Genomic DNA, 26101 nt, shown 5'->3' on the forward strand with positions numbered 1-26101 from the left:
TTTTCAGACCGCCGTTTGGCTCGTTCGCGCGAAGCGCACAGCCTTAGCCAAGGATTCCACTTTGGAAAGAACTCGCGCGGTCACGTCTTCGTTCATGTCCACTGCTTCGGCGACTTCGTCCACAAGAGCGGAACCGACCACGACCGCGTCGGCGACCTGGGCTACCTGCTTCGCCCTTTCCGAAGTCTTGATGCCGAAACCGACGGCGACCGGCAGGCCCGACGCCTTCCGCACCCGCTCGACGTTCGGGGCGGCGGCCGCCGCGTCGGCTTCCTTCACGCCCGTGACCCCCGCCACCGAGACGTAATAGACGAAGCCGGACGTGCGCTTGACCACCACCGCCAGGCGGCTGTCGTCGGTGGTCGGCGTCGCCAGCCGGATCAGTGAGATCCCGGCCGCATCCAGGGCGTCGGCCAACGGGCCGGCCTCTTCCGGCGGGCAGTCCACGACGATCAGCCCGTCGACCCCGGCGTCGGCGGCGTCGCGCGCGAAGGCCTCGAAGCCCCAGGTGACGATGGGGTTCATGTAGCCCATCAGGATCACCGGCGTATCCTGATCGCCGTCGCGGAAGTCACGGATCAGCTCCAGCGTCCCGCGCGTGGTCATGCCCTTGGCCAGCGCCCGCTGGGCGGCCCGCTGGATCGGCGGGCCTTCGGCCATGGGGTCCGAGAACGGGAAGCCCACCTCGATCAGGTCGGCGCCGGCCGCCGGCAGGCCCTGGAGGATCCTGAGCGCGGTCTCGCGATCCGGATCGCCGGCCATGACGTACGGGATGAAGGCCGCGCGGCCCTCCGCCTTGAGCGCCGCGAAGCGGGCGTCGATACGGGCTTTGGTCAAATCGGCCGTTCCCTAGATCTGCCGGCCGAGATGCGCGGCGACGGTGGCCACGTCCTTGTCGCCGCGGCCCGACAGGTTCAGCACCACGACGCCGTCCTTGCCGACCTCGCGCGCCACGTCGCCGATGCGGGCGATGGCGTGCGCGCTCTCGATGGCCGGCAGGATGCCTTCCAGCTTCGAGAGCAGCATGAAGGCGTCCAGGCTCTCCTGGTCCGTCGCCGTCAGGTAGGTCGCCCGGCCCACGTCATGCAGCCAGGCGTGCTCCGGGCCGATCCCGGGATAGTCGAGACCGGCTGAGATCGAGTGGGCCTCGGTGATCTGGCCGTCCCGGTCCTGCAGCAAATAGGTCATGTTCCCGTGCAGCACGCCCGGGCGGCCGCCGTTGATCGCCGCGGCGTGGCGGTCGGTGTCGATCCCCGAGCCCGCCGCCTCGACGCCGATCAGCTTCACCGAGGCGTCGTTCAGGAACGGGTGGAAGATGCCGATGGCGTTCGAGCCGCCGCCCACGCAGGCCACCACGGCGTCCGGCAGGCGGCCCTCGGCGGCCATGACCTGCTCGCGCACCTCGCGGCCGATCACCGACTGGAAGTCGCGAACCATCTCGGGGTACGGGTGCATCCCGGCGGCGCTGCCGATCAGGTAGTAGGTGTCCTCGACGTTGGTGACCCAGTCCCGCAGCGCCTCGTTCATGGCGTCCTTCAGCGTCGCCGAGCCGCTGGTCACCGGCCGCACTTCCGCGCCCAGCAGGTTCATCCGGAAGACGTTCGGCTTCTGCCGCTCCACGTCCACTGCGCCCATGTAGACCACGCACGGCAGGCCGAAGCGGGCGCAGACGGTGGCGGTCGCCACGCCGTGCTGGCCGGCGCCGGTCTCGGCGATGATCCGGGTCTTGCCCATCCGCATGGCCAGCAGGATCTGGCCCATGCAGTTGTTGATCTTATGGGAGCCGGTGTGGTTCAGCTCCTCGCGCTTCAGGTAGATCTTCGCCCCGCCGAAATGCTCGGTCAGCCGCGCGGCGTGGTACAGGGGCGACGGCCGGCCGACATAATGGGTCAGGTAGCCGGAGAGCTCGGCCTGGAATTCGGGATCGGCCTTGGCCCGGGCATAGGCCGCGGTCAGGTCGTGGACCAGCGGCATCAGGGTCTCGGGCACGTACTGGCCGCCGTAATCGCCGAAACGCCCCTGGGCGTCGGGATAGGCCGAATAGTCGTTGGGACGGGCAGGCGCGTTCAAAACGGTCATCTCAACCGCGTTCTACGGCGTGAAGGAACGCCTGGATCAAGGCCGGGTCCTTTAGTCCGGGACCGCGCTCCACGCCAGAGGAAACGTCCACCAGCGGGGCCCCGGAAATCCGCATCGCCTCGGCGACGTTCCAGGGATTGAGCCCGCCCGCCAGGAACCACGGCCTTGCGAAGCGTCGCCCCTCCAGCAGGCTCCAGTCGAACGCGACGCCCAGTCCGCCGGGCCGGTCCGCATCCCTGGGCGGCTTCGTCTCGAACATCAGGTGCGCGACGAGCGGCTCGTAGGCCTGGGCGGCGGCGAAGTCCGCGGGCTCGGACACCGGCAGCACCTTGACGAGCCCGCGTCCCCACCGCTGGCCGATCTCGCGCACCCGCGCGGGCGGCTCCTTGCCGTGGAGCTGGATGAGGTCGGGATCCAGGCCGGTCACGATGGCCTCCAGTTCGGCGTCGGTCGGATCGACGGTGACGGCCACGACCTTCGCTCCGCGCGCCCGCACGGGCGGCGCCAACCGGCCCGCGGCCTCGGGCGCGATGTTGCGGGGGCTCTTCTCGAAGAACATGAAGCCGAGGAAGCCGGCGCCGCCGTCCAGCGCCGCGCGGACCGCCTCCGGCGTCGTCACCCCGCAGATCTTGGCCTGGACCGTCATTCCGCAGGGCTTAGTCGCTGCGCCGCGGCCTCTGCAAGCGCCAGCACGGCGGAACAGGCTCCTCCGCCCGGCGGTTGTCCCGCCAAGCCTGGAGACGGAACATGCCCAACCATACCAACGGAAACCTCGGCCGGCTCGCCACCGGCGCAGCCCTCGGCTTCGTGGCCGGGCTCGCCCTGCCCCACGCCCGCAAGGCAGTGGCCCAGGGACCCTCCCTTGCCGCCGGCGACTGGGTCGACGCGCTGAAGGCCGAGCATCGGCTGGTGGAGAAGACCTTCGAAGCCCTCCTGCAGACCACCGCCGACGAGCCGATGAAGCGGCAGATGCTGCTGACCAAGATCGCCTACGCCCTGACCAAGCACGCGGTCGAGGAGGAGAACGTCATCTACCCCGCGATGATGGAGAACGGCCGCGAGGAGCAGGCGCGCCATCTGGTGGAGGACCATGGCGACGTGAAGACCTTCATCTACGACCTGCGCCGAATGCCCACCGACGACCCGCGGTGGATCGACACCGCCCGCCAGTTCTTCGCCCAGTTGCAGGAGCACGTGCGGGAGGAGGAGGACGACATCTTCCCCACCTTCCGTGAGGCTCTGCCCCAGGAGGAAAACGCCCGCCTCACGCGGATGATGAACTGGGAAGGCTTCAAGGTGGCCTGACCCCGGCGCGCGCATCTTTCGGCCGGCGGGGCGACCGCCTGTCGGAGATGCGCGCGGGTCGCCTCTGGCGGAGTCGACGCTTTGCGGCCAAGCTGCGCGCATGGGGGACACCGGCGACGCGACGGACATCTGGGATACCTGGCGGCGGCTGGTGCGGCAGCTGCCCGTCTGGCGCATGCCCTACGAGCTGTTCTTCTCGCCCAGCATCTGGACGCTGATGGGCGTCGACTTCATGAGCGGGCTTCTGAAGAACCGCTCGACCCGCCGGATTTTCGAGATCCTCGCGCCCCTGCCCGCCGGAGACCTGCGCCGGATCCACGCGCTCGCCCAGATGAACCACCGGCGCCACGAGGCGATCTCGCGGTGGTCGGCCATCGCGCTCATCACCCTGCCGGCCTCGGCCGCGCTGACGCTGTCCGAACTCTCGCCGCAGACCCTTCAGGCGATCACCCGCTGGGAGGGGTTCGCCCGCTGGTACCTGATGCTGGCCTATCTGGCGGCGGTGGTGGGCTTCTACCTGCTCTGCGCCTGGCGGGCGAGGCAGCTCGCGACGGTGGTGGAGCTGGCGTTCATCCAGCGTGACGTGCCCGTTGCGGCCGGCGCGACCGAGATCGAGGATCCGATCCAGGCGCCGGTCGGCGCCTAGGGCTTCTGCCCGGCCTGCGCCTTCAGCACGTCGCGGATTTCGATCAGCAGGGACTCCTCGGCCGTGGGCGCCGGCGGCGCGGCTTCCGCCTGCTGCTCGCGGTGGTGTGCGCGGCGCACGGCGTTGACCAGCTTCACCAGCATGAACACCGCCCAGGCGACGATCAGGAACCTTATGCAGGTGTTGATGAAGAGGCCGTACTGGATGGCGACCGCGTCCGCCTCGGGCGTGGCGGGATTGTCGCCCTTCAGCACCCACTGCAGGTCCGAGAAGTCGATGCCAGACAGCAGCAGGCCGATCGGCGGCATGATGACGTTGTCGACCAGGCTCTTGACGATGTCGTTGAAGGCCGCGCCGATGATCACGCCGACCGCCAGGTCGATGACGTTGCCGCGGGCGATGAACTCGCGGAACTCCTGGATGACGCCGGCCATGCCCGCCTCCGCCGCCTAGGCCTCGTCGTCGGCGTTCAGCCGCTCGCGCAGCTCCTTGCCGCTCTTGAAGAAGGGGACGTGCTTGGCCCGGACGTCCACCGGCTCGCCGGTGCGCGGGTTGCGGCCGGCGCGCGCGTCGCGCGACCGGACCGACAGGGCCCCGAAGCCGCGCAGCTCCACGCGGCCGCCGTCTTCCAGAGCCTCGATCATGCGCTCGAGGATCACGCCCACGACGCGCTCGATGTCCCGCTGGGTAAGATGCGGGTTCTCTTCGGCGAGTTTCGCGATCAGCTCAGACTTGATCATGAGGCCCCTCGAACCGGCGCGACCATGGGCGACTCTCTAGCGCGGTTCAAGGCGGAAATAGGGTTTACGGGCGCAACGGCCAAGCCTGTTCCCGAGCGGCGGCTTATCTTTTGAGGTCGACACGAAAAAAGCCCCGCCCGGCGAACCGGACGGGGCCTCTTCGAGCCTGGCGCCTGAGATCAGGCGCTGAAGGCTGCTACTCCTTCTGGGCCTTCTCGCGCAGAGCCGCGCCCAGGATGTCGCCCAGCGAGGCGCCGGAGTCCGACGAGCCGAACTGCTCGATGGCTTCCTTTTCCTCGGCCATTTCCAGCGACTTGATCGACAGCGAGACGCGGCGCGCGGCCTTGTCCAGGTTGGTGATCTGGGCGTCGACGCGGTCACCCACGGCGAAGCGCTCGGGACGCTGGTCGGCGCGGTCGCGGCTGAGGTCCGACTTGCGGATGAAGGCCGTCATCGGCGCTTCGTCCTCGCCGAACCGCACCTCGATGCCGCCCGAGGTGACCTCGGTGACGGTGCAGGTGACGGTCTGGCCCTTGCGGAACGTGTCGCCCTGCATCGGGTCGCCCGAGAGCTGCTTGATGCCCAGCGAGATGCGTTCCTTCTCGACGTCCACGTCCAGGACGCGCGCCTTGACGACGTCGCCCTTGTTGTAGCGCGCCATGGCCTCTTCGCCCGACACGGCCCAGTCGAGGTCCGACAGGTGCACCATGCCGTCGATGTCGTTATCGAGGCCGATGAACAGGCCGAACTCGGTGGCGTTCTTGACCTCGCCTTCCACGGTCGAGCCGACCGGGTGGGCCGCCAGGAACGCATCCCACGGGTTCGCCATGGCCTGCTTCAGGCCCAGCGACACGCGGCGCTTGGACGGATCGACGTCGAGGACGACGACTTCCACTTCCTGGCTGGTCGAGACGATCTTGCCGGGGTGGACGTTCTTCTTCGTCCACGACATTTCCGACACGTGCACCAGGCCCTCGACGCCCGGCTCCAGCTCCACGAAGGCGCCGTAGTCGGTGATGTTGGTGATGCGGCCGGTGAACTTCGCGCCCACCGGGTACTTGGCTTCCACGCCGTCCCACGGGTCGGACTGCAGCTGCTTCATGCCGAGCGAGATGCGCTGGGTCTCGGGGTTGATCTTGACGATCTGCACCTTGACCGTGTCGCCCACGGCCAGGACCTGGCTCGGGTGGTTGACGCGCTTCCAGCTCATGTCGGTGACGTGCAGCAGGCCGTCGATGCCGCCGAGGTCCACGAACGCACCGTAGTCGGTGATGTTCTTGACCACGCCTTCGCGGACTTCGCCCTCTTGCAGCTGGCTGACCAGCTCGGTGCGCTGTTCGGCGCGGGCTTCTTCCAGGATGGCGCGGCGCGAGACGACGATGTTGCCGCGCGGGCGGTCCATCTTGAGGATCGCGAACGGCTGCTCGCGGCCCATCAGCGGGCCGACGTCGCGCACCGGGCGGATGTCGACTTGGCTGCCCGGCAGGAACGCCGAGGCGCCGCCCAGGTCGACCGTGAAGCCGCCCTTCACGCGGCCGACGATCACGCCCATGACCGGCTCGTTGCGCTCGTACACGGCTTCCAGGCGCGTCCAGGCTTCCTCGCGGCGGGCCTTCTCGCGGCTGATCACCGCTTCGCCCATGGCGTTCTCGACGCGCTCCAGGAACACCTCGACGGTGTCGCCCGCCTTCAGCGGCGGCTTGTCCTCGCCGGGCTGGGTGAACTCCTTCAGGGCCACGCGACCTTCGGTCTTCAGACCGACGTCGATGATGGCGAAGTCCTTCTCGATGCCCACGACGGTGCCGCGCACCACCTGGCCTTCCATGATGTCACGGCCGCCCAGCGACTCGGTCAGCAGCGCTTCGAAGTCGTCGCGCGAGGGGTTCAGGCTAAGATCGTCAGCCATAAGGGTCTTTCGTTCGGGTTGGACGCGAGGCGCTCGGCGAAAAGCCAGGCGGAGTCCGCGCGTCGGGTTGAGGTGTGTGAGATTGCGTCCGCGGCCGTCTGGAAGCTGAAGCGCGGGTGGATTTGCCTATTGGGAAGTTTCCCAGCGGGCGCGCGCGGCCTCGACGATGCGGCGGGCGGCATCGAAGGCGCGGTCTATACTCAAATCGGACGTATCCAGCAAGACGGCGTCGTCCGCCTGGCGCATCGGGGCCGCGTCCCGGCCGCCGTCGCGGGCGTCGCGCCGGCGGATGTCGGCCAGGATGTCCTCGAAGCTCACGGCCTCGCCCTGGCCGGTCAGCTGCTTCCACCGGCGCTCGGCGCGAACCTCCGGCGTCGCGGTGACGTACAGCTTGGCCGGCGCGTCCGGCGCGATGACCGTGCCGATGTCGCGGCCGTCCAGCACCGCGCCGCCCGGCTGGGCGGCGAACGTCCGCTGGAAATCGAGCAGCGCGGCCCGCACCGCGGGATGGGCCCCGACACGGCTCGCCGCCTCGCCCGCGCCGCGGGTGCGCAGGGCGGGATCCTCCAGCTGCGAGGCGCTGAGCGCGCGGGCCGTCGCCGCCGCGGCGTCCGGGTCGTCCAGGTCGCCGCCGGCGCGCTCCGTCAGCACCCCCCACCGCCCGGTACAGCAGGCCGGTGTCGAGTACGGGCAGGCCGTACAGCGCGCCCAGCTTCGCGGCGATCGTCCCCTTGCCCGAGGCGGCCGGCCCGTCGACCGCGATCACGAAGCCGCTCATGCCGGCGTAAGCCCGGCCTCGAAGATCTCGGCCCCGAGCCCGCGCATCAGGTCGGTGAAGCCCGGGAAGCTGGTGGCGATCATGCCCGGCTCGTCCACGCTGACCGGCTCGGCCGAGGCCAGGCCCAGCACCAGATGGGACATGGCGATCCGGTGGTCGCCGTGGGTCGTGACCGTCGCCCCGCCGCGCACCTGGCCCGCGCCGCCGGTGACGATCAGGCCCTCGGGCTCCTCCTCGGACGGCGACGCCGCAGGCCGCCAGGCCCGCGGCCATCAGCGCGATCCGGTCGCTCTCCTTCACCCGCATCTCGCCGATGCCGCGCATCACGGTGCGGCCCGTCGCATAGGCCGCGGCCACCGCCAGGATCGGGTATTCGTCGATCATCGACGGCGCCCGCTCGGGCGGGACCTCGACGCCCTCCAGCTCCGAGTGGCGGGCGGTGACGTCGGCGACGCTCTCGCCGCCCTCGTCCCGCACATTGGTCACCGACAGGTCGGCGCCCATGTCGCCCAGGGTCTCCAGAAGGCCGATGCGCGACGGGTTGAGCAGCATGCCCTCGACGGTGACGCTCGAACCCGGCGTGATCAGCGCCGCCACCAGCGGGAAGGCGGCCGACGAGGGATCGCCCGGCACATGTACGCGGATGCCGCGGAGCTTCTGGCCGGGCGCGAGCCCGATCCGGCGGCCAGCGCCTTCCTCCGCCACCTCCACCTGGGCGCCGAAGCCGCGCAGCATGCGCTCGGTATGGTCGCGGGTCGCCTCGGGCTCGATCACGTCGCAGCCCCGACCGTTCAGGCCGGCCAGCAGGATCGCCGACTTCACCTGCGCCGAGGGCTCGGGGAGGCGGTAGGACAGGTGGCTGAGGCCGCCGCCCTTCAGCGTCAGCGGCAGTCGCCCGCCGGCCCGGCAGATCCACGTCGCGCCCATCTCGCCCAGTGGCTTCAGCACGCGGTTCATCGGCCGGCCGCGCAGCGAGGCGTCGCCGGTGAAGGTGGCGGCGAGGTCGAAGCCCGCCGCCGCGCCCATGATCAGCCGCACGCCGGTTCCGGCGTTGCCGCAGTCGATGACGTCCTCCGGTTCGGCGAAACCCCCCTTGCCCTCGACCCGCCAATGGCCTTCGCCCAGGCGCCGGACGTCGGCGCCGAACGCCTGCATGGCCGCCGCCGTGCGCCGCACGTCGTCGCCTTCGAGCAGGCCTTCGATCTCGGTCACGCCGCTCGCCAGCGCGCCCAGGATGAGCGCCCGATGGCTGATGGATTTGTCCCCGGGCGCCCGCACGGTCCCCTTGAGGGACCCCGCGCGCCTGGCGGTCAGATGGGCCGCCGTCATGAGCTGGAAACGAGCCTCCGGGAAAGGCGGGAAATCACGAGGGGGATTGCTTTGACAGCGGCGGCGCCGCGTGGCAAGGGAGCCCGCTTTTCCGCGCCACCTTACAAAATTTAGAGGTCGCCGCCTTTGGCCACTCCCGAGCTGGGTACGAAGCAACTCTGCCCCAACTGCCAAGCGAAATTCTATGACCTGGGCAAGCGTCCCGCGCATTGCCCCAAGTGCCACAGCGAGTTCGATCCCGACGAAGCCGTCCGCAACCGCCGCGTCCGCGCGCGCGCCGTGACGCCTGACACCGAGGCCGACGAGGAGCGCGAGGACCAGGTCGCCGAGGAGACCGAGCGCGACGAGGACGAGGAAGACGACGCCGTCACGCCGGAACTGGACGAGGTGGCGGACGAGCCGCCGCTGGCCGGCGACGACGATGACGACGCGGCCGAGCCCGGCCCGGCCGTGTCGGAAGACCTCGGCGAGTTCACGGATGACGAGGACGTCGAGGACGCCGACGACGTGCCCTTCCTCGAGGACGAGGAAGAGGACGACTTCGACGATTCCGAGATCGAAGGCCTTCCGGACGAGGGCGACGACGAGGATCGATAAGGTCTGCGAAAAAAGCCCGTCAGACGGGCTTGATCGCGGGAACCGAGTTGAATAGGTTCCGCGCCTTCCCGGCCGGCCAACAGCCGGGAAGGACTAGACCTTGGGGCTATAGCTCAGTTGGTAGAGCGCTTGAATGGCATTCAAGAGGTCAGCGGTTCGACTCCGCTTAGCTCCACCATGGAGGCCCCCAGTAACCCACTGGGGGCCTTCGCCTTTTTCGGGCAAGCGCTTGAGCGCGCATACCAATCCTACGAAGGCCGAGGCGGGCTGGGTACCACCGGGGTACCACTTGCAATCTGCCACTGCCCGGCGTTTCGCCGCATTCCACGCAGCGTCAGGTGTTTCGCCGGCGCCACCCCAAAGACTGGCCTGTCCGAAGCGCAGCCTTGCGGAAGGGGGGTAAGGTTACGTATCGACGGACGATCGTGATCGCGGCGATGATGTCGCCGGCACGGAGATCCGTAGATGCCTAATGCCCCAGCGTCCGATATCGAGTCCGCAAAGCGGCTCTACAGCAATCTCGTCAGGGCCGTTCTTGATCTTGCCGCGGACTGTCCTGAGAGCCGCCACGTCGTCGCGCTAGCCATCATCGTCGACGCCTTCCACGACGACATTCTGGGACCGCTCGAATGCGGGCGCCCCGCGGGACGGCCGACCCTGGTCGAGACCGACGAGGTAGCGGGTGACCGCAAGTTCCACTGACGTCGGGTCTGCGGCATACGTCCGCGGAGTTCTCGGCGAACCGAGGCGGTCTCCCGGCTCACGGCGCGGGAAGTCCACCGGCAGTGTGCATAGGTCGGCGGCGTTTCCAGACATGTGCGACGCATGTGCATAGGAAGCGGCACCTTTCATGACGCATCCAGCGGGCATGCAGGGAACTGCCGCGAGGTCTATACACGTCCCTGAGTCATGTATGGAAAATCGCCGAATCCTATACAGGTCGGTTCCGCATGGCCTTGGTCGCCAGCCACGTCCCGCCGCTTCTGGCGCTGTCTGGGGGGCTGGAGAGAGAGCGGCATTTCGGGATAGCGCAGCTAAGCGAAGGCCAGGTCGATGATCGGCCATCAGCACCTTCTTCTCCGCATCAGATACGCGTGAGAACGAAGAGCGTTTAGCGGTCGAGATCGATCGACCTCGACCTGCCCGCGATCTGCGCGCCCTGAGGTGTCGGCAAGAGTTCAATGCCTCGACCCAACGTCGGCAGGGGTTGTCCGAATTTCAGCCGCGCGTAGCGCTCCTGCCCTTGCGCCTCGCGCACGATGACCCAACCCGCGCCGCCCAGCTCGTCGTGGTGTCCCCGCGCAACGACACGACCGCGAACCGGTGCGTCGCCTAGCACCTGCGGCTCACGGCCCGTATCCAGGCGGCGCTGATGGAGGGTGCGGATGATGTCCTGACGAAGCTGCAGCGACCGCAACTTGGGCTGGAGCTCAGCGTCCAGCCGGTATCTTCCGCCGACGCGTTCGGCGAGACCCAGGGCCTCCAGCCGACGCAGTCGTCCCCGCGTCAGGGCCGACCAGGCGTCGTTCACCCCGACGCCGTCGTTCACACATCGGTCCGCGTCCGCTGCCTGGAGGAGCCTTCGGTCCAGCCCCGTGAACCGATCGGCCTGGGTCTCGCGCCAAACGCGGCGCTCCGCCTCCGCGCGGGTCAGGTCGCCAAGCCGCTCCTGTGCGACCTCCTGCGCCCGCGCACGGAAGCCAAACCCTACGTAGTCCCGAGGCATGACGAGGTCTCGGCCCGATCCTCGCCGGCCGCGGATCAGGACGTGGGCATGGGGGTGCCCGGTGTCGTAGTGGCAGGTGGCGATCCAGGTCAAACCGGGCTCCCCCAGGTCGTCCGCGACCCGCCGCATCACCTCCCGGGTGTAGCCTCTCAGGTCCGATATCCGCTCGCCGTGCTCGGGAGATACAATGAACCGGAAGTGGTGCCGATCCTCGCCCCAGGCCAGCGTGGCGGCGGCCGGGTCAATCACGTCCTGGCCGCGCTCGAAGAACTCCGGTGGTTGTTCGGCGAAACCGGCGCCGGATCGCCCGAGGTAGGCCACATGCGCCGCCAGGGCGGCCGAACGCGCGGCGCCGTGTCCGGAGTGGCGAGAGACCAGGGCCTTCACGATCACCCGTTGCCGCACATCCAGCCGAAAGGCGCGGCCGGAGCGTCGCTGTGCTGCGCTGAGCACGCCCGAGCGGTCTCCAAAGGCGAACAGCCGCGATGCCGCCAAACGCTGCATCATGGCCGTGCGAGCCGTGACAGGATCGGATTTCAGCCGGCCCGGCAGGCGCGCGATACGCCGAGGTGGCGCGTCCGTCGGTGCGCCAGTGAGACGGGCCTGGATGGCGTCACGGGTCAACACGACGGCGAGGTCCAGCGTTCGAAGCAACGCACGTCGTGACGACTTGTCGTCGCAGCTGTGCGCCTTGCTAAATCGCTGAAATTCTAGGGCAAAGCGCGAAGAAAAACACCTCTTTTATCTTGCCCTAAACCCTAATTTCTTCGCGATCATCAACGTCGATCAATACAGCGCAAACCAGACCAACTATCCGCCGGCTCGGCACTTCATACGATGCGCTGAGTCTCCCCGAAGCAGCCAAACGGAAAAACCCGCCCGGCCGAAGCCGAGCGGGTCAGGGCGATGGGGGGGGTGCAGTACCGACTATCCGGCGCGGGCTCGGATCGCCACATGCTGCACCCCCCGCGCCGTGGCTTGTTGCGCCAGGTTCAACGCGGGTCCGAACGGATGGGTCCCGGACGCCCGGCCTTCATCCAGCGACTGGGCCAGGGTGAGGCAGCATTCCGGCTCCAGCGCCATCAGCTCATCGTTGGCTCGGAAGGGGGCGGCCTTTCCGTGCCGGTCGAAGTCCGCCCGGGCGAGCACCAGGGTGACACCCTTCTGCTGCGCCCAGCGGATCGCCAGCCGTTCCGCGCCCTTGGCTCCGGTCGTCGCCAGCGCCATATCCGGCCACTCCGAGCGGGCCCAGTTCAGGGCGTCGAAGATGCGACCTGCGTCCACCCCGCTGTCCGCGAACGGCGCAGCCCTGAAGGCCACCACCGGCCCGCCCGGATTCGCCTCGGTCGCCTGCCGGCGTGCGATCGCGCGCAGGGCTTGCTTGGCGTCCAGCTGCGCTGCCGTCAGCCGCGTGCCCCGCCGGCTTCCGCGCCAGGGCGACCAAACCTCGCCGGTGGCTGTCGCGTAGACATCGGCTGCCGCATCGCGCACCAGCTCGCAAGCCGCCTGCGCCACATCCGCACCGCGCGCCGTCTGTGTTGCCTCCTGCAGTTCGGTGTCGGCCATCTCGGAGCCGTCGAAGTCCCGCTCCAGGAACCGCATCCGGTCGCGGGCGCGATCCGCATCCCGTTCGATCCGTCCCGCCGCCGAATGGAAAGCGCCGATCAGGCACTCCGCCAGGATCGCCTGCACATCCTCCAGCGCGGTGTTTCCCACCAGGTCGAGCAGCTCGGTCATGAACGCCTGCCCGAGCTGCACGAGAGCCGCTTCGGTCGGGTGCGGACGCACGTCTTCCAGCGCAGCCGCTTGGACGTCGAAACTGGTGTCGGAAGAGGAGAAGGCATGAAGGGAGAAGGTCATCGGAGCACTCCGTGATTTGAGAGGAGATGCCGATGCGCCCTACGCGCAACGACCTTGGTTTTGGCCACGTCGGGCCCCGGGCAGTCACCGGAGCGAAGCGCGCGCGTAGCGGAGGGAAACGGCCGCCAGGCCGTTGACGGCCAGGGTGACGTGACAAGATCAGAGGGCGTTGTGTGGGGGCGTTGCGCCCGCCCGTAGAGGCGGGCGCGCAATTCGGCGCACCACTTGCGCCGAGTGCTGAGCGAGCGGGTTCGCCGTCCCAAGCAGGCCGCGACTGACGCCCGGTCCGCGTGAGGGATCGTTCTCTAACCGCCTGCAACCCCCGGGCTGCTAACGCTTGGAATTCCCCAGGGATTTTGGGCCCGTAGCTCGGGCGTCGATGTCAGGTCAGCGCGAAGATCCCGAATCGAACATTCGGGGCGATCTGTCCTCGACAGCTGCTCTGTTCCGCGCAGGGATCGCAACGCCCAGCCTGAAGAGACCGAAGGGCTCAGAGGGCGGCTCCGGGGCGCGGAGACTCCCGTGGGAGGCTTCGGGAGGCGCAGCCGAGTAGAGCCCGACCCGCAGGGGCGCGTATTTGCGGAGTGCCTTCAAACCGCCCTCGCCATAAACTCGTCACCTGGTGAGGCTTCGCTTCTAACGCGATCTCACGCGGGGCGGTCATTTGGCACGTGGACGGGTTCCCCTTGGCGCAGCCGCGTTCTCGGTCCTCCTACATGTAGCTGCACTTAGCTGGCTGTTCCTGCGGGGGGACCGAGGAGAGGGTGGCGGAGCCTCCCCCGATGGTCGTCGAACTGGTGGATTTGAGTCGCCCAGAGCCCAAGCCACCGCAGCGCGAGGCTGCTCAAACAGGGCGACCGCAAGTCGTTCAGCGAGTAGCTCGAGAGCCGGTCGAGAAGCTCCAGCTTAACCCGCCTGCTTCGGCGTCGACGCCAGCAAATTCAGCGCCGGACCTGATGGCGGCGCCTTTTGCAGAAGGCCGTCGCAAAGCCCCGCCAACCGAAAGCCGGCGCCGCCCTTGTGATCCAAGGGTGATCGACGAGACGTTGGAAGAGTGTCGGCGAGAACAGGAGATCGCGCGTGGCGTCACGCGTTCCTTCGATCCCCAGAACGGAGACGACGAGTTCGCGAGAGAGGCACGCAGGAAGGAAGCGATGAGAGCCTATCGTGAAGGCTCGGGTGGCTACCCTGGCCTGCGGTGCGCGATCTTTCACCGTTGCTGAACTTCAACAGCGCTCAGGCCGTGGCCATGCGGTAGTTCTGCCTTCCGTTAGACAATGCTCAAATGGTCGGCCGGGCGCCCCTCAAAGTCACGCGCGCAGTGCCGATGGCGCGCGGAGCGCGCGATCGAGCCTGCCTACGATCCCTGCGAGATCGGGCGCCCGGCCGTTGCGCAGCAACGGCGGATGTCGTCGTACGCAATCGTGTGCCGCTACCGAGAAGGAGGTCCAGATGTCAGGCGCATGGTTCTCTTCGAGGTCGGGCGAGCCGCCTCATCCTGGGTGGTTCGGTGGGAGTGGCGTCTCAGGGTTACACGCGCGGTCGGGGCACGCGATTGACATTGCGAGATCGCCAGACCCGTCGTCCTGACACGGACGCTTCCGCCTGGGAGCGGAAGATTTAGATCAGGCCGCCGCGGTCGCGGGCGGCTCCGATCGCCATTCGAATTGTGTGCCGTCGACCCAGATCGCGTGGAGCAGCACCGCGAGTTTGCGGGCGGACGGCGACGCGCGCCCGCTTCAGACCGTTCTTGCGGGCGAGGCGCACGCCCCAGGCCTTCAAGGCGCACCACGAAGGGACCTGGTGCAGGAGGACGCCGGCGGCCTCGTACAAATATGTCCGCGCGAGCTCGTCTCCCGTCTTGGAGATGCGGCCGGTCCACTCGGACTCGCCCGACTGATAGACGCGGGGCACGAGGCCCAGATACGGGCCCACAGCCTGCGACTTGGTAAAGCGCTTCGGGTCGTCGATGGCGGCCTTGAAGGCCAGCGCCGAGATCGGGCCGATGCCGGGGACGGTCATCATCCGGCGGACGTCGTTGTCGTCTCGCGCCAGCCGGACGAGCTTCGTCGTGATGGCCTTCAGCTGCTCTTCGGTGGCGACCAAGACCGCCAGCAGAGGATCCAGCACCGGCCTCGCCCACTCATGCTCGGCAGCGAGCGCCTGCACCTTGGCGCGGAAGCCCTTGCCGGCGGTGGAGGTCCGCGCGAGTCCGAAGACCTTGAGGGTGCCGCGCAGCTGGTTGCTGACGTTGCGCACGACCTGCATGAGCTGCCGGCGGGACAGCAACAGGGCGCGCATGAACTGAGCGTCCATGCTGCGCACCCGCGCTTCGCGGTACCACCCCAGCCGCACCAGCTCGGCCAAGCCGCGCGCGTCGTTGCGATCGGTCTTCTGGACACGCAGGGACAGCGCTCGGTGAGCATGACGGGTGTCGAGACACACGACGGGCAAACCGTGGGCCTGAAGCTCGCGCCAAAGCCACGGCGCCGTGGTGCCGGTCTCCATACCCACGCGCTCAAGCTGCCCCACGGCATGCTTGCGGATAGCGCCGGCGATCATCGCGGCGTCGGTAGGGACCTTGGCCTCGAACAGCTTCTTGCCCGTGCCGTCGACAACGCACACGGCCGTCTCGGCCAACGAGACGTCCAGGCCAACATACGATTGTTGCTGCATCCCGAGATCCTCCTGCTGGTGGGTGCTGCCGCCCACCGTGCTGGTGGAATGGCGACGACAGGAAGGCGGTTATGCCAGGTCACCCGCATGGGCGGAGACCCGAAGGGGCTCCGGGAGCCGAAGGCGACTAGAGCCCGACCCGGCCAGCGGCCGGGGCACGCACGACTGCCTGCAAGTCAACGGTCAGTCGAAGAGCCCGTCTCCAAAGGCCTTCACGGCGGCCACGCCGCCTGCGACCGGGCCGCCGACGGCTGTCGCCAAACCGACCATCAGGACGTCGAACGCCTTCTGGGCGCCCTTCTCCGTGGCCTTGTCGAACAGCTTGGAGGCGAGGTCGGTCCCCCGCTTCTCCAGCGCCGCGCGCAGCGTCTTCTCATCCACCAGACGCTTGTCCTTGAGCAGCGCGATGACGCGATCGGCCTGCGAGCCCGAAATGAGGCTGGCGAGCACCGCCCCGAAGCGGCCGGGATCGACCCGCAGGATGTTGCCGCTCAGGGAGACGTCGGCGAATACGCCCTTCTCCTCCATCTTGGCGCTGACGGCGGCTTTGACTAGCGGCGAGGTCACGCCGAAGCTGAGCTTGTCACCGTCCTTCCAGTACCGGGCGGTGGTGATCGCCAGCACGATCTGGTGGTCCGTCTCCGCTTCGGAGACGTTCCGAAGCTGATACTGGAACAGCAGGCTCTGGGCCTTGGACGGCGTGATGTTCAGGGCCCGCGCGATGCGATAGCTGGCGCGATTGACCTCGACGACATCGAGCCCGACCAGGATGGAGAAGACCTGCAGGTCGATCTCGGATTTCGGAAGCGCGCCGAAGGCAGTCGCGAGATAGGCGTCCATGAAGCGGCGCCCGAAGGCCGCGGCCAGCTTGTCGTCTTGGAAGGCGTCGCGGACGCCCTTCAGATCATAGGCCACCATGCCGATCGCCCTCATCCACCTGCCAGGGGCCGATCATAGCGCCATTGCGACGCCGGTCACCCAGGCGGCGTGCGGGGTGCGGCGGCGCGGCGCGCGTGCGAGGATCGAAGCGTAGCCGCGCGGCGGGCGAGGGCGGCCGAGGCCAGCCAAACGCACGCGCGCCGGACTTCGGGGCGGTTGGGAAGGGGAGGTTTCATGACCTGGTCGACCAAGGACAAGGACCTGGCCGTCGCCAACACCCAGGGCCACACGATCCTGCAGCCCGGCCTCCTGGGCCGAGGCCCCGGCGTCGCGGGCATCACCTTCGCGCCCCTGGAGCTCTTCGGCGCCATGGCGCGCTGCCACTACACCCACCTGATCAATCCCCATGCCGTGACATGGGAGGTCCAGCACATGGCGAGCCTGCTGGAACAGCACGTCGACGACCACAGCTATCCGTTCGACATCCTGTCGTCGGCCGACACGATGAAGGACTATGTGAAGAGCTACTTCGTGGGCACCGTCGCCGCCGGCATCGCCTACCTGGTGATGGTCAACGACGGCTACGTCTGGTCCGATCATTGGGAGAATCTCGCCGGCGGCGCGCCCGGCGTCACCAAGAGCCCCGACTTCGTCTTCAGCAGCCCGACCCACGGCACGGCGCTCATGGAATCGAAGGGCACTCGCAGCGCCACCACCTCGGCCTTCAACACAACCGTTTCAAACGGCTACGACCAGCAGGTCGAGCCGCACCTCGGCCAATGGATCGGCGGCGCGCAGGCGACCCATGGGTACAGCATCGGCGCGCACCTCACGACCACGACCCACGCGAGTTTGAACATCCATCATACGGCTGTCCCGGCCTCGGTCGGTGGCGGGGGGGCCGCCGGGGGAACCTCGACATCGGTGCAGCGTCAGAGTTTCGCGACCGCGTTCACGCTCGCCCATGGCCCGAGCCTCGGACAACAGATCCGGGAGGGCCGCGCGCAGCAGCCGTTCGTCTTTTTCAGGTTCGCATGGGCGGGCCGAACCTGGGTGACGAAGTCGTGGCCCGGCAGCGGCGTGACCCTCGGCCCTGATCCCGCAGGCCAATGGCTCTCGGGTGGTCCCCGCCCACGCCAGGACTTCACCTTCGCCATTCAGGCAGACCGCGCGGCTCAGGCGCTTGGTCTCTTCCTCTCACCCGCAGGCGAGCCGCGTTTCCCCGGTGACCGAGACGCGGACTTTGGCGAGGCCATTGGCTTCGACAAGGGAATGTCCCGCATTCGCTCAGAGCGTGGCGAGGGCACGGAGGGGGTGATCTTCCCGGATGGCCTCGCCGTACTCGGCGACGTAATCGTGCCGCGCATGGAGCCCGTGTTCTGGGACGGGTACTCAAGGAACTTCCAGCCCATCATCGGTGGGGCCTGGCGGACGCGCTTTTAGCCCGCGCACGCTGTCGTCCGCGACAGGCAGCAGTTTCGAGGCGGCGCCGCACGATCAACGACGACCGCGCCCACCCTCCGGCGCGCCCGCGGCGCGCAACCGATCCGACAGCAGTCTCCCCTCAAGGCGACAGGTCGCCACGACCCGGTCGTAGCTGCGATGGCCAGCCACGCAGGTGAGCCGCCGACCCATGGCGATCCGCTCAAGGATTGCCTTGCCGCGGGCGCCTTCGGGATCGTGAAGCTCCGGGGCGTAGAAATCCGCCACGCGGACCTCCACCCAGCTCTCGGGACGACGACCTAACCCCACACACAGGCCGTCGCCGTCGCCGACGTAGACCACGGGCCCGCTGAACGAGGCTCCTGGCGCGACAGCGGACGGTATCGGCCCGCGTTCAGGGATCGCTTTGCACGGATCGGCCCGCGCCGCCGACGGCAAAAGCGCCACTGTCGCGACGCCCGCGACCGTGGCTAGGATGGCGCCTGCGCGACGCTGGCGTCGGCGCTTGGGAAACTTCGACATGACCCGGATCCTATCTCTGTTCGCCGCTCTGGCGATCCTGGCGTCGGCCCTGAGCGCTGGCGCCGCGCCCGCCCTGGACGCCGCCGGCAAGTGCCGTGACGCTGGCAAATTCGTGGCCGCGGATAAGTGCAAGTCGGCCAAGCCTGCGCCAAAGCAGGTCTGCAAGGACGCCAAGGGCAAGTTCGCCAAGTGCGGCAGCCCAGGCGCCAAGCCGGTCAAATAGAACTCCAAGACCGTGCCGTCCGTAATCATGGCGCTGAGCTCGCGCTCGCCCGCGATCCGGATGGCTTGGCCCAAAGCGATCATAGTCTCGGCGCGCCGGTAGATCGCGCTGCGCTCGAGGCCTTCGTCGAAAGGCCGGTTGCCCGCAACGGCCAACAGGTCGGTTCTTGCGCCCAGCGAGGTGACGACGCGCCCGCCGGCGGACGCGATCATCTGCGCCAACGGCCCGTCGCGCGGCTGGCCAAGGATGGCGATGCGCAGCCCGATCAGGGCGCCTGAATCGGCGGGCGTGGGCGCGGCGGAACGCGCCCGACGCCGTGTCGCGCCACGCCACGGCGAGGCCATCAGGCCGGCAAGGTCGAGGCCGGTGTGGTCGATGGCCTTCACCACCACCCAGCCGGCGACCCGCGCATCGCTGAGCGCGTCATGGTGCCGGTGCTCCAGCCCCAGGTGTTCGGCCAGAAGGTTCAACCTGTGGCTAGGAAGCTCGGGCCAGGCGTGGCGGGCGACCTGCACGCTGTCGAGCCACCGGCTCCGGATAGGCGGCAGACCGGCGACCTGGCACGCCGCGCCCAGCGCACCTTGGTCGAAGTTGGAGTGGGCGACGGTGATCCGCCCGCCGAGGTGCGCCGACAAGGCGCCATAGAGTTGCGGGAAGCGCGGCTTACCGCGAACGTGCCGGGGTCCGATGCCGTGCAGCCGCGTGTTGAAATCCGCGAACATGTCTTGCGGATCGACGAGGCTTTCCCAGGCCAATACCTCGCGGCCGCCCGCAAAGCCCACGATCCCGATCTGGCAGATGCTGGAGGACCGGCCACAGGCGGTCTCCACGTCGATCACCACGAAGTCCATCTCCGGCAGCGAGAGCTCCGCGATGGTGGCGGGTGCGCCGACCGACGCCGGCGTCGCCGCCGAAGCGCCGGCCGCAAACGCGGACCCCGTGACGAGGCCCAACTTGCCGGCCAGTCGCTCAAGGATCGTCAAGGCGGGCCGTCTCCACGCACAAGCAGGGCCCGGTCGGCTCAAGCCGGAATCGGGCCCGATTCCAACGCCCCAATCTCTCATCCTCGGCGACCGCCGCCTAGCGCACGCCAGCAATCCGCAGGAGGTGATCGCGCGGTGTCGGGCGATAGGCCAACGCCCCGTGCGGTGCGCAGTAGGCGCCGCGCGTCGCCGCCCGCCCACACAGGCAGAACCCCTCGTCGAACGGATCGCCGATCGGCCAGCGGCACCGGCCGTATCCCACCGACACGATCGACGCCGTTCCGGTCTCCGGCGGCGGCGCAACGACCACCACCGGTGGCAAGGCCCTCAGCGGGGTCCCTGCCACGACCGGCGCCCGGCGCAGTCGCTGTTCCCCCTTCGGCTTGGCGCGTCGTGCGCCAGGGGTGCTCGGCGTGGAGCGGCCCATCAGTCCCAGGCGATGGACCTTGCCGATCACGGCGTTCCGCGTCACTCCACCCAGGTCGCGGGCGATCTGGCTGGCGCTGGCGCCGTCGCGCCACAGCTGGGTGAGGGTCTCGACGCGATCGTCGGTCCAGTTGGACGCGGACATGGCGGATGCTCCGGAAGCGAGCCCGATCGGCTCGCCCCACGCCCGCCCTTCCTCCGGCCTCCAAGACGCGGGCCCAGCAAAATGGCCGACTCCTGAGGGAGCCGGCCACCCGTAGACACTCTTGCACTAAGCAAAATTAGAACGGGATCTCGTCGTCCAGTTCCGCCGTGAAGGGCGCGGCAGGGTCCGTCTCCTCGGCGGCGGGCTCGTCCTCATGGTCGGCGCGCCTCTTGATCCGCAGGCCCTCAACGACGAGCCGCAGGTCGTAGTGTGCGACGCCGTCGCGTCCGGTCCAGGTGTCGTTCTCGACGTGCCCGTTCACCACCACCCGAGACCCCTTCCGCGCATAGGCGGCGATGTAGTCCTCGGCCGTCCGCTCGTTGAAGCAGACGCAGTTGAAGCCTGTTGTGCGCTCGCCCGGCTGGCCGTCGCCACGACGGAACCGGACCGTTTCGAGCACGCGGAAGCTCGCGCGCTTCTTACCCGAGCCCTGGGCCGCGAGGATGGAGGGGTCAGCAGCCAGATAGCCTTCGATGGTCACGCTTTGCATGGTCAGTCTCCTGAGGATTTGAGGGTTAGGCCGCGCGCCGTTCGGCGGCGGCGGTGCGGTCGGCGGCCCAGTCAAGAACCGTGAGTTGGCGGATCACCAGCTCCTTGGCGGCGCGCTCGCTGCCGTCGCGGGCCTCGTAGCGGTTGTCCACAAAGGTCCCGATGACGACCACCTCGCAGCCGGCCGCCAAACCCTCCGCGATCACCTTCTCGTTGAGCCCCTTGGCCCAACTGATGCAGTTGATCCCGACGACGCGAGGATCCCCGGCGGCGTCGCGCCCTCGGTTCTCCAGCAGCCGGAAGACGGCCTTGGCGAAGTCGTCGGTCACCTGCGGATCTGCCGCCAGGCGGCCCACGAAAACCACGTTCTGCATGTCAGTCTCCTTGAGTTGGCGAAGCGTCCGGAACCAATCTTCCAACTCGCTTCACCCAGCGAAGCCCTCCCTCCACCTCCGGCCAGTGGCGCTCCGCGCCTGCGGCCAAGCCGCGAAGCGGCCACGATCCCGCCTTGGCGCGCGCCTGCGATGGCGGCTAAGGCAGGCGCAATGACCGATTTCGTCGAGCTGCAGGGCGCCTCGGGCGCCAGCTACCGCTTCCGCCGCGCCGTCCCGGGCGACCTACCGGCCATGGCTGGAAACGCCGTCATTGCTACGGGTGTGCCGGCCCGGCTCAAGGTGCTGTTCTGCGGTTCGGCGCGGAGCCTGGCCCAGGCCGCATCGACGCTCAGCCAGACCCTCTCCGCCCACAAGGGCGCGCGCCTCTATGTTCGTCTAAACGTCGCGCGCACCACCCGGGACGCCGAGCACGCCGATCTGGTCGCCGGCCTGAACCCTGAGGCCCACACCGGCGACCTCGACTGATCAGGCGCCGGGCTCCAGGGCCTGTTCCACGGCGTGGCGAGCCACCACGGACGCCACCACCTCCGGCCGGTCGAGCGGCACGAAGACCCTGAGCGTGTAGGCGATGATCTCGGTGAAGCAGCCCAGGGCGACCAGGGCGTCGCGGTCGCCGGCGCCGCCCACCACTTCGAGCCGCCATCGGTCCATCACCCGGGCGCGCCGGAGCCACAGGCCGCCCGCCAGCCGAAGCTGTACGCCGCGCTCAACGGTTTCGCCCAGCACCAGAGCGCCGTCGCTCCAGGCCTCGGCGAGGCTGGTCAGGCCAAGCGCGGATTTCAGGCTGGCGACCTGCGCCGGATCCAGGACCCGGCCCAGCCAGCGGCGGCCGTCCGGCGCCTTCACGCGCCGTACCTGCGCCCCGCGTCCCGGCAGCCGCGCCCAGACCGGCAGCAGCAGGCCGGTCGCCAGCGTGACCTCGCGGCTGCGCCACGGGTCCGTCGCCGCCACCTCCGCGTCCCAGGCCTCGCGCCAGGCCGACACCTCGACGGCCGCCCACGCCGACTCCTCGAAGACCTTGGCGGTCTCCAGCGAGCGACCCTCGGGCCGGCGAAGCCGCACTGCCGGCAACAGCCGGTCATTGTCGTCGGCGGTGGTCAGGCCGAGTTCGACAAGGGCGGCGCGTCCCGAACGCCCGTTGACCGCATAGACCGCCGCCGACCCCAGGGCCTCGCCCATCGAGAGCGCCGCCTCGGCGGAGAGCAGCTCGCGTCGGGTGCGCAGCGAGAAGGTCACGAGGCGCGTCTCCGCACCCGTCGCCGCGTCCGTGCGCACGACCTCCTCGGACAACACCTCGAGGTCCTCGGCCGCGATGTCCTCGACACCGTGGTCGAGCTGGCCGGAGGCCGCCGCCCGCTCCAGCACGCCGGACAGGATCGCCTCGAACTCCGCGAAGAGCGCATTCTGGTCGGCGATCTGCAGGGCAAGCAGCCGGTTCAGGAAGGTGTTGATCGGGGGTAGGTCCTCGGACCCGCGCAGCTGGCCCTCGGCGTCCATCAAGGACAGGCCGGTCTTCGTCTGGAAGTCCTCCAGCGTGAAGGTCGTGAGCTCCCCCCAGGCCAAGGCGCCGTAGAGCACCAGCAGCGCGCGCCTGGCCCACGGGCTCTCCAGATTGTCCTGCGCACGGAAGAGGCCTGCGCCCGCCAGACGGCGCTCGCCGCGGGTGAGCGCGCCCAGGGAGTCGAGACGCCGCGCGATGGTGGAGAGGAAGCGCTTCTCGCCGTGGATGTCGGTGGTCACCGGCCGGAACAGAGGCGCGCAGGCCTGGTGGGTGCGATGCGTGCGCCCCAGGCCCTGGATCGCGGCGTCCGCCCGCCAGCCCGGTTCGACGAGATAATGGACGCGGCGCTCGCGGTTCACCGCGTCGAGCGCGGCGTGGTAGCTGCGCCCCGTTCCCCCGGCGTCCGAGAACACCAGGATTCGCTTGCGCCCATCCATGAAGGCGTCGGTCTCGGCCTTTGCCGCCGAGGGCGCCGCGCCGCTCGACGACGCGCCGGCCCTCGCGCAACACCACGCGCCGCGACCGACCGGTGATTTCCGCCACCGCGCCGGTCCCGAAGGCGTCGAGCAGCGCGTCCAGTACGCTGGGCACGGCGGGCAGCGCCGCCAGGCCCGCAACGGTCTCGTCGCGCAACCGCAACGCCGCCTGGCTATGCACCGGCCGGCCGTCCTTCATCACGGGCACGAGGGTGACCTCGCCGTCCTCGCCCTCGATCGCCTCCATCAACGCGGTGGGGAAGGCGCCTTGCAGATAGTCGAGCACATAGTCCTTGGGCGTCAGGTCGACGGCGAGGTTCGACCACTCCTCGGGCGGGATCTCGGCGAGGCGGCGGTTCATCACCGCCTCGTTCGTCGAGACGATCTGGACGACGGCGGACCGCCCAGAGCCGAGGTCCCCACGGATCGCTCCGATCAGACTGGGCGCCTTCAGCCCGGCCAGGAGGTGGCCGAAGAAGCGCAGCTTCGCGCTCTCGAATGCTGACCGCAGCGCGCTGAGCGCCGCGCCGCTGACCACCTTGCCGTCCTCGTCCACCACACCGATGGCCTGGAGCGCGGCATGCAAATTGGTATGGATGATCTGGAAGGCGTCGGCCCAGGCGTCCCAGATCGCCACGTCGTCCGGCGTCAGCGGATGTTCGAGCGGCTCGTATTCGACGCCCTCGAAGGACAGGCTGCGTGCGATGTAGAGGCCCATGGCCTTCAGCTCGCGCGCCACCAGCTCCATGAAGGCGATGCCACCCGCCTCGGCCGCCTCGAGAAAGTCCGCGCGGGTCACAAAGGGCGCGTCCGGCCCGCCCCAGAGCCCGAGGCGGGCGGCGTAAGCCAAATTCGCAGGCTCGGTAGCGCCGGTGGCCGAGACGTAGAAGATCCGCGCGTGCGGGAGACGGTTCTGCAAGGCGAGGCCCGCCAGCCCCTGCTGCGAGGCCTTCTTCGGGCCGCGGCCGCCCACGCCGCCCGCCGCATTGGCCAGGGCGTGGGCCTCGTCGAAGACGATCACCCCGTCGAAGTCGGAGCCCAACCAGGCCAGGATCTGGTCAAGGCGTGACGGGCGCGCGCCTCGTGCCGGCTGGCGCAGCGTGGCGTAGGTGGTGAAGAGAATGCCGCGCGCCAGGCCGATCGCTTCGCCCTGCTTCCAGCGCGACTGCGCCACCAGGTCATGAGCGCTGCCGCCGAGCGCCTTCCAGTCGCGCTGGGCGTCCTCCAGCAGCGCTTCGTTTTTCGACAGCCACACGGCGCGGAGGCGGCCCTGCGCCATGTTGTCGGCGATGACCGCGGCGATCTGGCGGCCCTTGCCCGCCCCGGTGCCGTCACCGAGGAACATGCCCCGCCGGAACTGCACGGCGCCCTCGGCGTCCTCACGCACCAGCGCCACCCGGTGCGGCGCCTCGCCGAGCGTCCACCACCCTGGCAGCAGCGCGCCATGCGCCTCGCCGGCGTAGACGACGGTCTCCACCTGAGCGTCCGACAGGCGACCCTCCGCCCGCAGGGACCCCGGCAGCACCGGACGGTAGGTCGCTGCGGGGGGCGCGACCGACGCCATGGCGCCGGATTCCACCAGCGGCGTCGGGTGGGGCCGAGGGTCGGCAAAGTCGATCCGCCCGAGCCGCCAAGCTTGGTAGAGGCCGACATCGCGCCCTTCGCCCGACCAGTCCCGCAGCGCGTAGTCGAGCGGCGCGGCGCCCTCCAGGAACGCGAGCCCTGCGGCGCCCACCGTCCGTGTGCGCGACGCAAACCCCACCGGAGCCGCTCGCGCGACGCGGAGCTGCGCGCTTGGTCGGGCCGGCAGCGCCGCCGCCCAGACCGCCGCCGCCGAAAGGTCGGCCGCTTCGGCCACCTCGACGTTCACGACGTCCCTAGCGTCGACGCGGTCGAGCACGAGGAGGCCGGTCTCGACGCTCGTGCCGTGCTTTGCGAACGCCCGCGACGGCAGCCGCAACGCGCCCACCACCCGGGCCTGCCGGGAGAGCATGGTGAGCAGGCCGCGGTCCTCCAGCGCCGAGGCCGGCACGATGGCCGCGACCCGCCCACCGTCGGCCAGGCAGGCGATGGCCGCGAGGAGGTGCGACCCCAGACCCGCGAAGGGCGGGTTCATGACGACGGCGTGGAAGCCGCCCGCGTCGGGCAGTAGGTCGCCGAGGTGCGCGCCGTCGAGCCGGGCCCGCACGGGCGCCGGGGAAGAGCCCGTCCAGCAGCCCGGCCCGGCGACCGCTGAGTTCGTTGAGGGTCAGCGCACCGCCGCAGGCCGCCGCCACCGCAGCGACGAGGCCCACCCCGGCGGAGGGCTCCAGCACGCGGTCGCCGGGTCGGACCTGGGCGGCCAGCACCACGATCGCGGCGAGCGGCGCGGGCGTCGAGAACTGGTCCATCGCCAGCTGGTCTTCCGAGCGCCGGGTGTGGGTGAGGCCGAGGTCCGAGAGGCCCGCCAGCATCGCGACGATCTCGACGGGCGCGTCCTCCACCCGCCCGACCTGCGGCGCCAGCCGACGGATCTGCAGCACGACCGCGGCCTCGAGCGCCTCGTAGGCGTCGCGCCAGTCCCAGGCCCCCTCGGCGTCGGTGGCGCCGAAGGCGGTGGTCATCACGCCCGAGACCACGCGCCGTTCAAGCACCCGGCCGCGGGCGAGATGTGGCGCCAGGGCGCGTGCGGCGGCCAGGACGTTGGCGGGGCGATCGCTCTCCTCCGCGGCGGTGGCGAAGAGGGGCAGGGCAGCGTTCATGGCGGAGCTCCCGCCCGGCGCGGAGGGCGCCTCCCTCCAGTCCGCCGGGCTCGCCCCCGCCCGACCCTTCCTTCGCCTCCAGAAGGACGGCGCCGTCCCGGAGCGACCGGAACGGCGCCGCCAGCCAACCGGCGCACCGCGGTGGGAGCCGCCGCCCCTCCAAGGGGGCGACGGGA

The 26101-nt window shown here is 69.4% G+C and carries 21 protein-coding genes, 1 tRNA gene and 3 pseudogenes; 8 read left to right on the plus strand and 17 right to left on the minus strand.

What is annotated here, in order from left to right:
• Positions 1-3: 3 nt before the first annotated feature.
• The 3 genes from trpA to LRS10_RS05280 are packed head-to-tail and all read right to left on the minus strand — an operon-like array spanning position 4 to position 2725.
• Positions 4-837 (minus strand): tryptophan synthase subunit alpha, encoded by an 834-nt coding sequence (trpA, locus tag LRS10_RS05270; protein WP_257836328.1) that lies wholly within the window; start codon positions 835-837, stop codon positions 4-6.
• Positions 838-849: 12 nt separating this feature from the next.
• Positions 850-2070, minus strand: a complete 1221-nt coding sequence (gene trpB, locus LRS10_RS05275; RefSeq protein ID WP_257839086.1) for a tryptophan synthase subunit beta — start codon at positions 2068-2070, stop codon at positions 850-852.
• 10 nt (positions 2071-2080) lie between these two features.
• Positions 2081-2725, minus strand: a complete 645-nt coding sequence (locus LRS10_RS05280; RefSeq protein ID WP_257836329.1) for a phosphoribosylanthranilate isomerase — start codon at positions 2723-2725, stop codon at positions 2081-2083.
• Between the two features lie 101 nt (positions 2726-2826).
• On the opposite strand from LRS10_RS05280, the gene LRS10_RS05285 reads away from it, so the two are divergent.
• Positions 2827-3384: a hemerythrin domain-containing protein gene (locus LRS10_RS05285; protein ID WP_257836330.1), complete on the plus strand. Its 558-nt coding sequence runs from the start codon at positions 2827-2829 to the stop codon at positions 3382-3384.
• Positions 3385-3484: 100 nt separating this feature from the next.
• A complete protein-coding gene (locus LRS10_RS05290; protein WP_257836331.1) occupies positions 3485-4030 on the plus strand; it encodes a hypothetical protein in 546 nt (181 codons plus the stop codon).
• Here the strand turns inward: LRS10_RS05290 and mscL are convergent.
• From mscL to aroA, 5 genes and pseudogenes are all read right to left on the minus strand, one after another.
• Positions 4027-4464: a large-conductance mechanosensitive channel protein MscL gene (gene mscL / locus LRS10_RS05295; RefSeq protein WP_257836332.1), complete on the minus strand. Its 438-nt coding sequence runs from the start codon at positions 4462-4464 to the stop codon at positions 4027-4029. The genes LRS10_RS05290 and mscL overlap by 4 nt on opposite strands.
• Before the next feature lie 15 nt (positions 4465-4479).
• Positions 4480-4770: an integration host factor subunit beta gene (locus LRS10_RS05300; protein WP_257836333.1), complete on the minus strand. Its 291-nt coding sequence runs from the start codon at positions 4768-4770 to the stop codon at positions 4480-4482.
• A gap of 196 nt (positions 4771-4966) precedes the next feature.
• Positions 4967-6676 (minus strand): 30S ribosomal protein S1, encoded by a 1710-nt coding sequence (rpsA, locus tag LRS10_RS05305; RefSeq protein ID WP_257836334.1) that lies wholly within the window; start codon positions 6674-6676, stop codon positions 4967-4969.
• 126 nt (positions 6677-6802) lie between these two features.
• Positions 6803-7454: pseudogene (cmk, locus tag LRS10_RS05310) on the minus strand ((d)CMP kinase).
• A pseudogene (aroA, locus tag LRS10_RS05315) lies at positions 7451-8783 on the minus strand (3-phosphoshikimate 1-carboxyvinyltransferase). The pseudogenes cmk and aroA overlap by 4 nt, the downstream one beginning before the upstream one ends.
• Positions 8784-8909: 126 nt before the next feature.
• Here aroA and LRS10_RS05320 point away from each other — a divergent pair.
• The 3 genes from LRS10_RS05320 (at position 8910) to LRS10_RS05330 (ending at position 10082) form a co-directional block, all read left to right on the plus strand.
• Positions 8910-9380 carry a TIGR02300 family protein gene (locus LRS10_RS05320; protein ID WP_257836335.1) on the plus strand — a complete coding sequence of 157 codons (471 nt, stop codon included), beginning with the start codon at positions 8910-8912 and terminating at the stop codon, positions 9378-9380.
• A 102-nt stretch (positions 9381-9482) separates the two neighbouring features.
• A tRNA-Ala gene (locus LRS10_RS05325) sits at positions 9483-9558 on the plus strand.
• 287 nt (positions 9559-9845) lie between these two features.
• Positions 9846-10082, plus strand: coding sequence for a hypothetical protein (locus tag LRS10_RS05330; RefSeq protein ID WP_257836336.1), 237 nt, complete (start codon positions 9846-9848; stop codon positions 10080-10082).
• A gap of 409 nt (positions 10083-10491) precedes the next feature.
• Here the strand turns inward: LRS10_RS05330 and LRS10_RS05335 are convergent, their stop codons facing one another.
• Positions 10492-11733 carry a DUF3363 domain-containing protein gene (locus tag LRS10_RS05335; protein ID WP_257836337.1) on the minus strand — a complete coding sequence of 414 codons (1242 nt, stop codon included), beginning with the start codon at positions 11731-11733 and terminating at the stop codon, positions 10492-10494.
• Between the two features lie 300 nt (positions 11734-12033).
• Complete coding sequence (locus tag LRS10_RS05340; RefSeq protein ID WP_257836338.1) at positions 12034-12966, minus strand: DUF2493 domain-containing protein; 933 nt, start codon at positions 12964-12966, stop codon at positions 12034-12036.
• Positions 12967-13748: 782 nt separating this feature from the next.
• Between LRS10_RS05340 and LRS10_RS05345 the strand changes: the two genes are divergently transcribed.
• Complete coding sequence (locus LRS10_RS05345) at positions 13749-14189, plus strand: hypothetical protein (protein WP_257836339.1); 441 nt, start codon at positions 13749-13751, stop codon at positions 14187-14189.
• A gap of 397 nt (positions 14190-14586) precedes the next feature.
• Here the strand turns inward: LRS10_RS05345 and LRS10_RS05350 are convergent, their stop codons facing one another.
• Both LRS10_RS05350 and LRS10_RS05355 read right to left on the minus strand, forming a co-directional pair.
• Positions 14587-15642, minus strand: a complete 1056-nt coding sequence (locus LRS10_RS05350) for an IS110 family transposase (RefSeq protein WP_257836340.1) — start codon at positions 15640-15642, stop codon at positions 14587-14589.
• A 183-nt stretch (positions 15643-15825) separates the two neighbouring features.
• Entirely contained in the window at positions 15826-16560 is a 735-nt protein-coding gene (locus LRS10_RS05355; RefSeq protein ID WP_257836341.1) for a hypothetical protein, read from the minus strand.
• Between the two features lie 69 nt (positions 16561-16629).
• On the opposite strand from LRS10_RS05355, the gene LRS10_RS05360 reads away from it, so the two are divergent.
• On the plus strand, positions 16630-17964 hold the full coding sequence (locus LRS10_RS05360; RefSeq protein WP_257836342.1) for a hypothetical protein: 1335 nt from the start codon (positions 16630-16632) through the stop codon (positions 17962-17964).
• A 54-nt stretch (positions 17965-18018) separates the two neighbouring features.
• Here the strand turns inward: LRS10_RS05360 and LRS10_RS05365 are convergent, their stop codons facing one another.
• From LRS10_RS05365 to LRS10_RS05380, 4 genes are all read right to left on the minus strand, one after another.
• Positions 18019-19692 carry an exonuclease domain-containing protein gene (locus LRS10_RS05365; protein WP_257836343.1) on the minus strand — a complete coding sequence of 558 codons (1674 nt, stop codon included), beginning with the start codon at positions 19690-19692 and terminating at the stop codon, positions 18019-18021.
• Positions 19693-19789: 97 nt separating this feature from the next.
• Positions 19790-20263: a GcrA family cell cycle regulator gene (locus LRS10_RS05370; protein WP_257836344.1), complete on the minus strand. Its 474-nt coding sequence runs from the start codon at positions 20261-20263 to the stop codon at positions 19790-19792.
• A 136-nt stretch (positions 20264-20399) separates the two neighbouring features.
• A complete protein-coding gene (locus LRS10_RS05375) occupies positions 20400-20813 on the minus strand; it encodes a single-stranded DNA-binding protein (protein ID WP_257836345.1) in 414 nt (137 codons plus the stop codon).
• A gap of 25 nt (positions 20814-20838) precedes the next feature.
• Positions 20839-21186, minus strand: coding sequence for a single-stranded DNA-binding protein (locus LRS10_RS05380; protein WP_257836346.1), 348 nt, complete (start codon positions 21184-21186; stop codon positions 20839-20841).
• A gap of 171 nt (positions 21187-21357) precedes the next feature.
• Between LRS10_RS05380 and LRS10_RS05385 the strand changes: the two genes are divergently transcribed.
• Positions 21358-21672, plus strand: a complete 315-nt coding sequence (locus tag LRS10_RS05385) for a hypothetical protein (protein WP_257836347.1) — start codon at positions 21358-21360, stop codon at positions 21670-21672.
• Here the strand turns inward: LRS10_RS05385 and LRS10_RS05390 are convergent.
• Positions 21673-25925, minus strand: a pseudogene (locus tag LRS10_RS05390) (strawberry notch-like NTP hydrolase domain-containing protein).
• Between the last annotated feature and the right edge of the window lie 176 nt (positions 25926-26101).

The organism is Phenylobacterium sp. J426 (assembly GCF_024699945.1).
Lineage (GTDB): Bacteria > Pseudomonadota > Alphaproteobacteria > Caulobacterales > Caulobacteraceae > Phenylobacterium.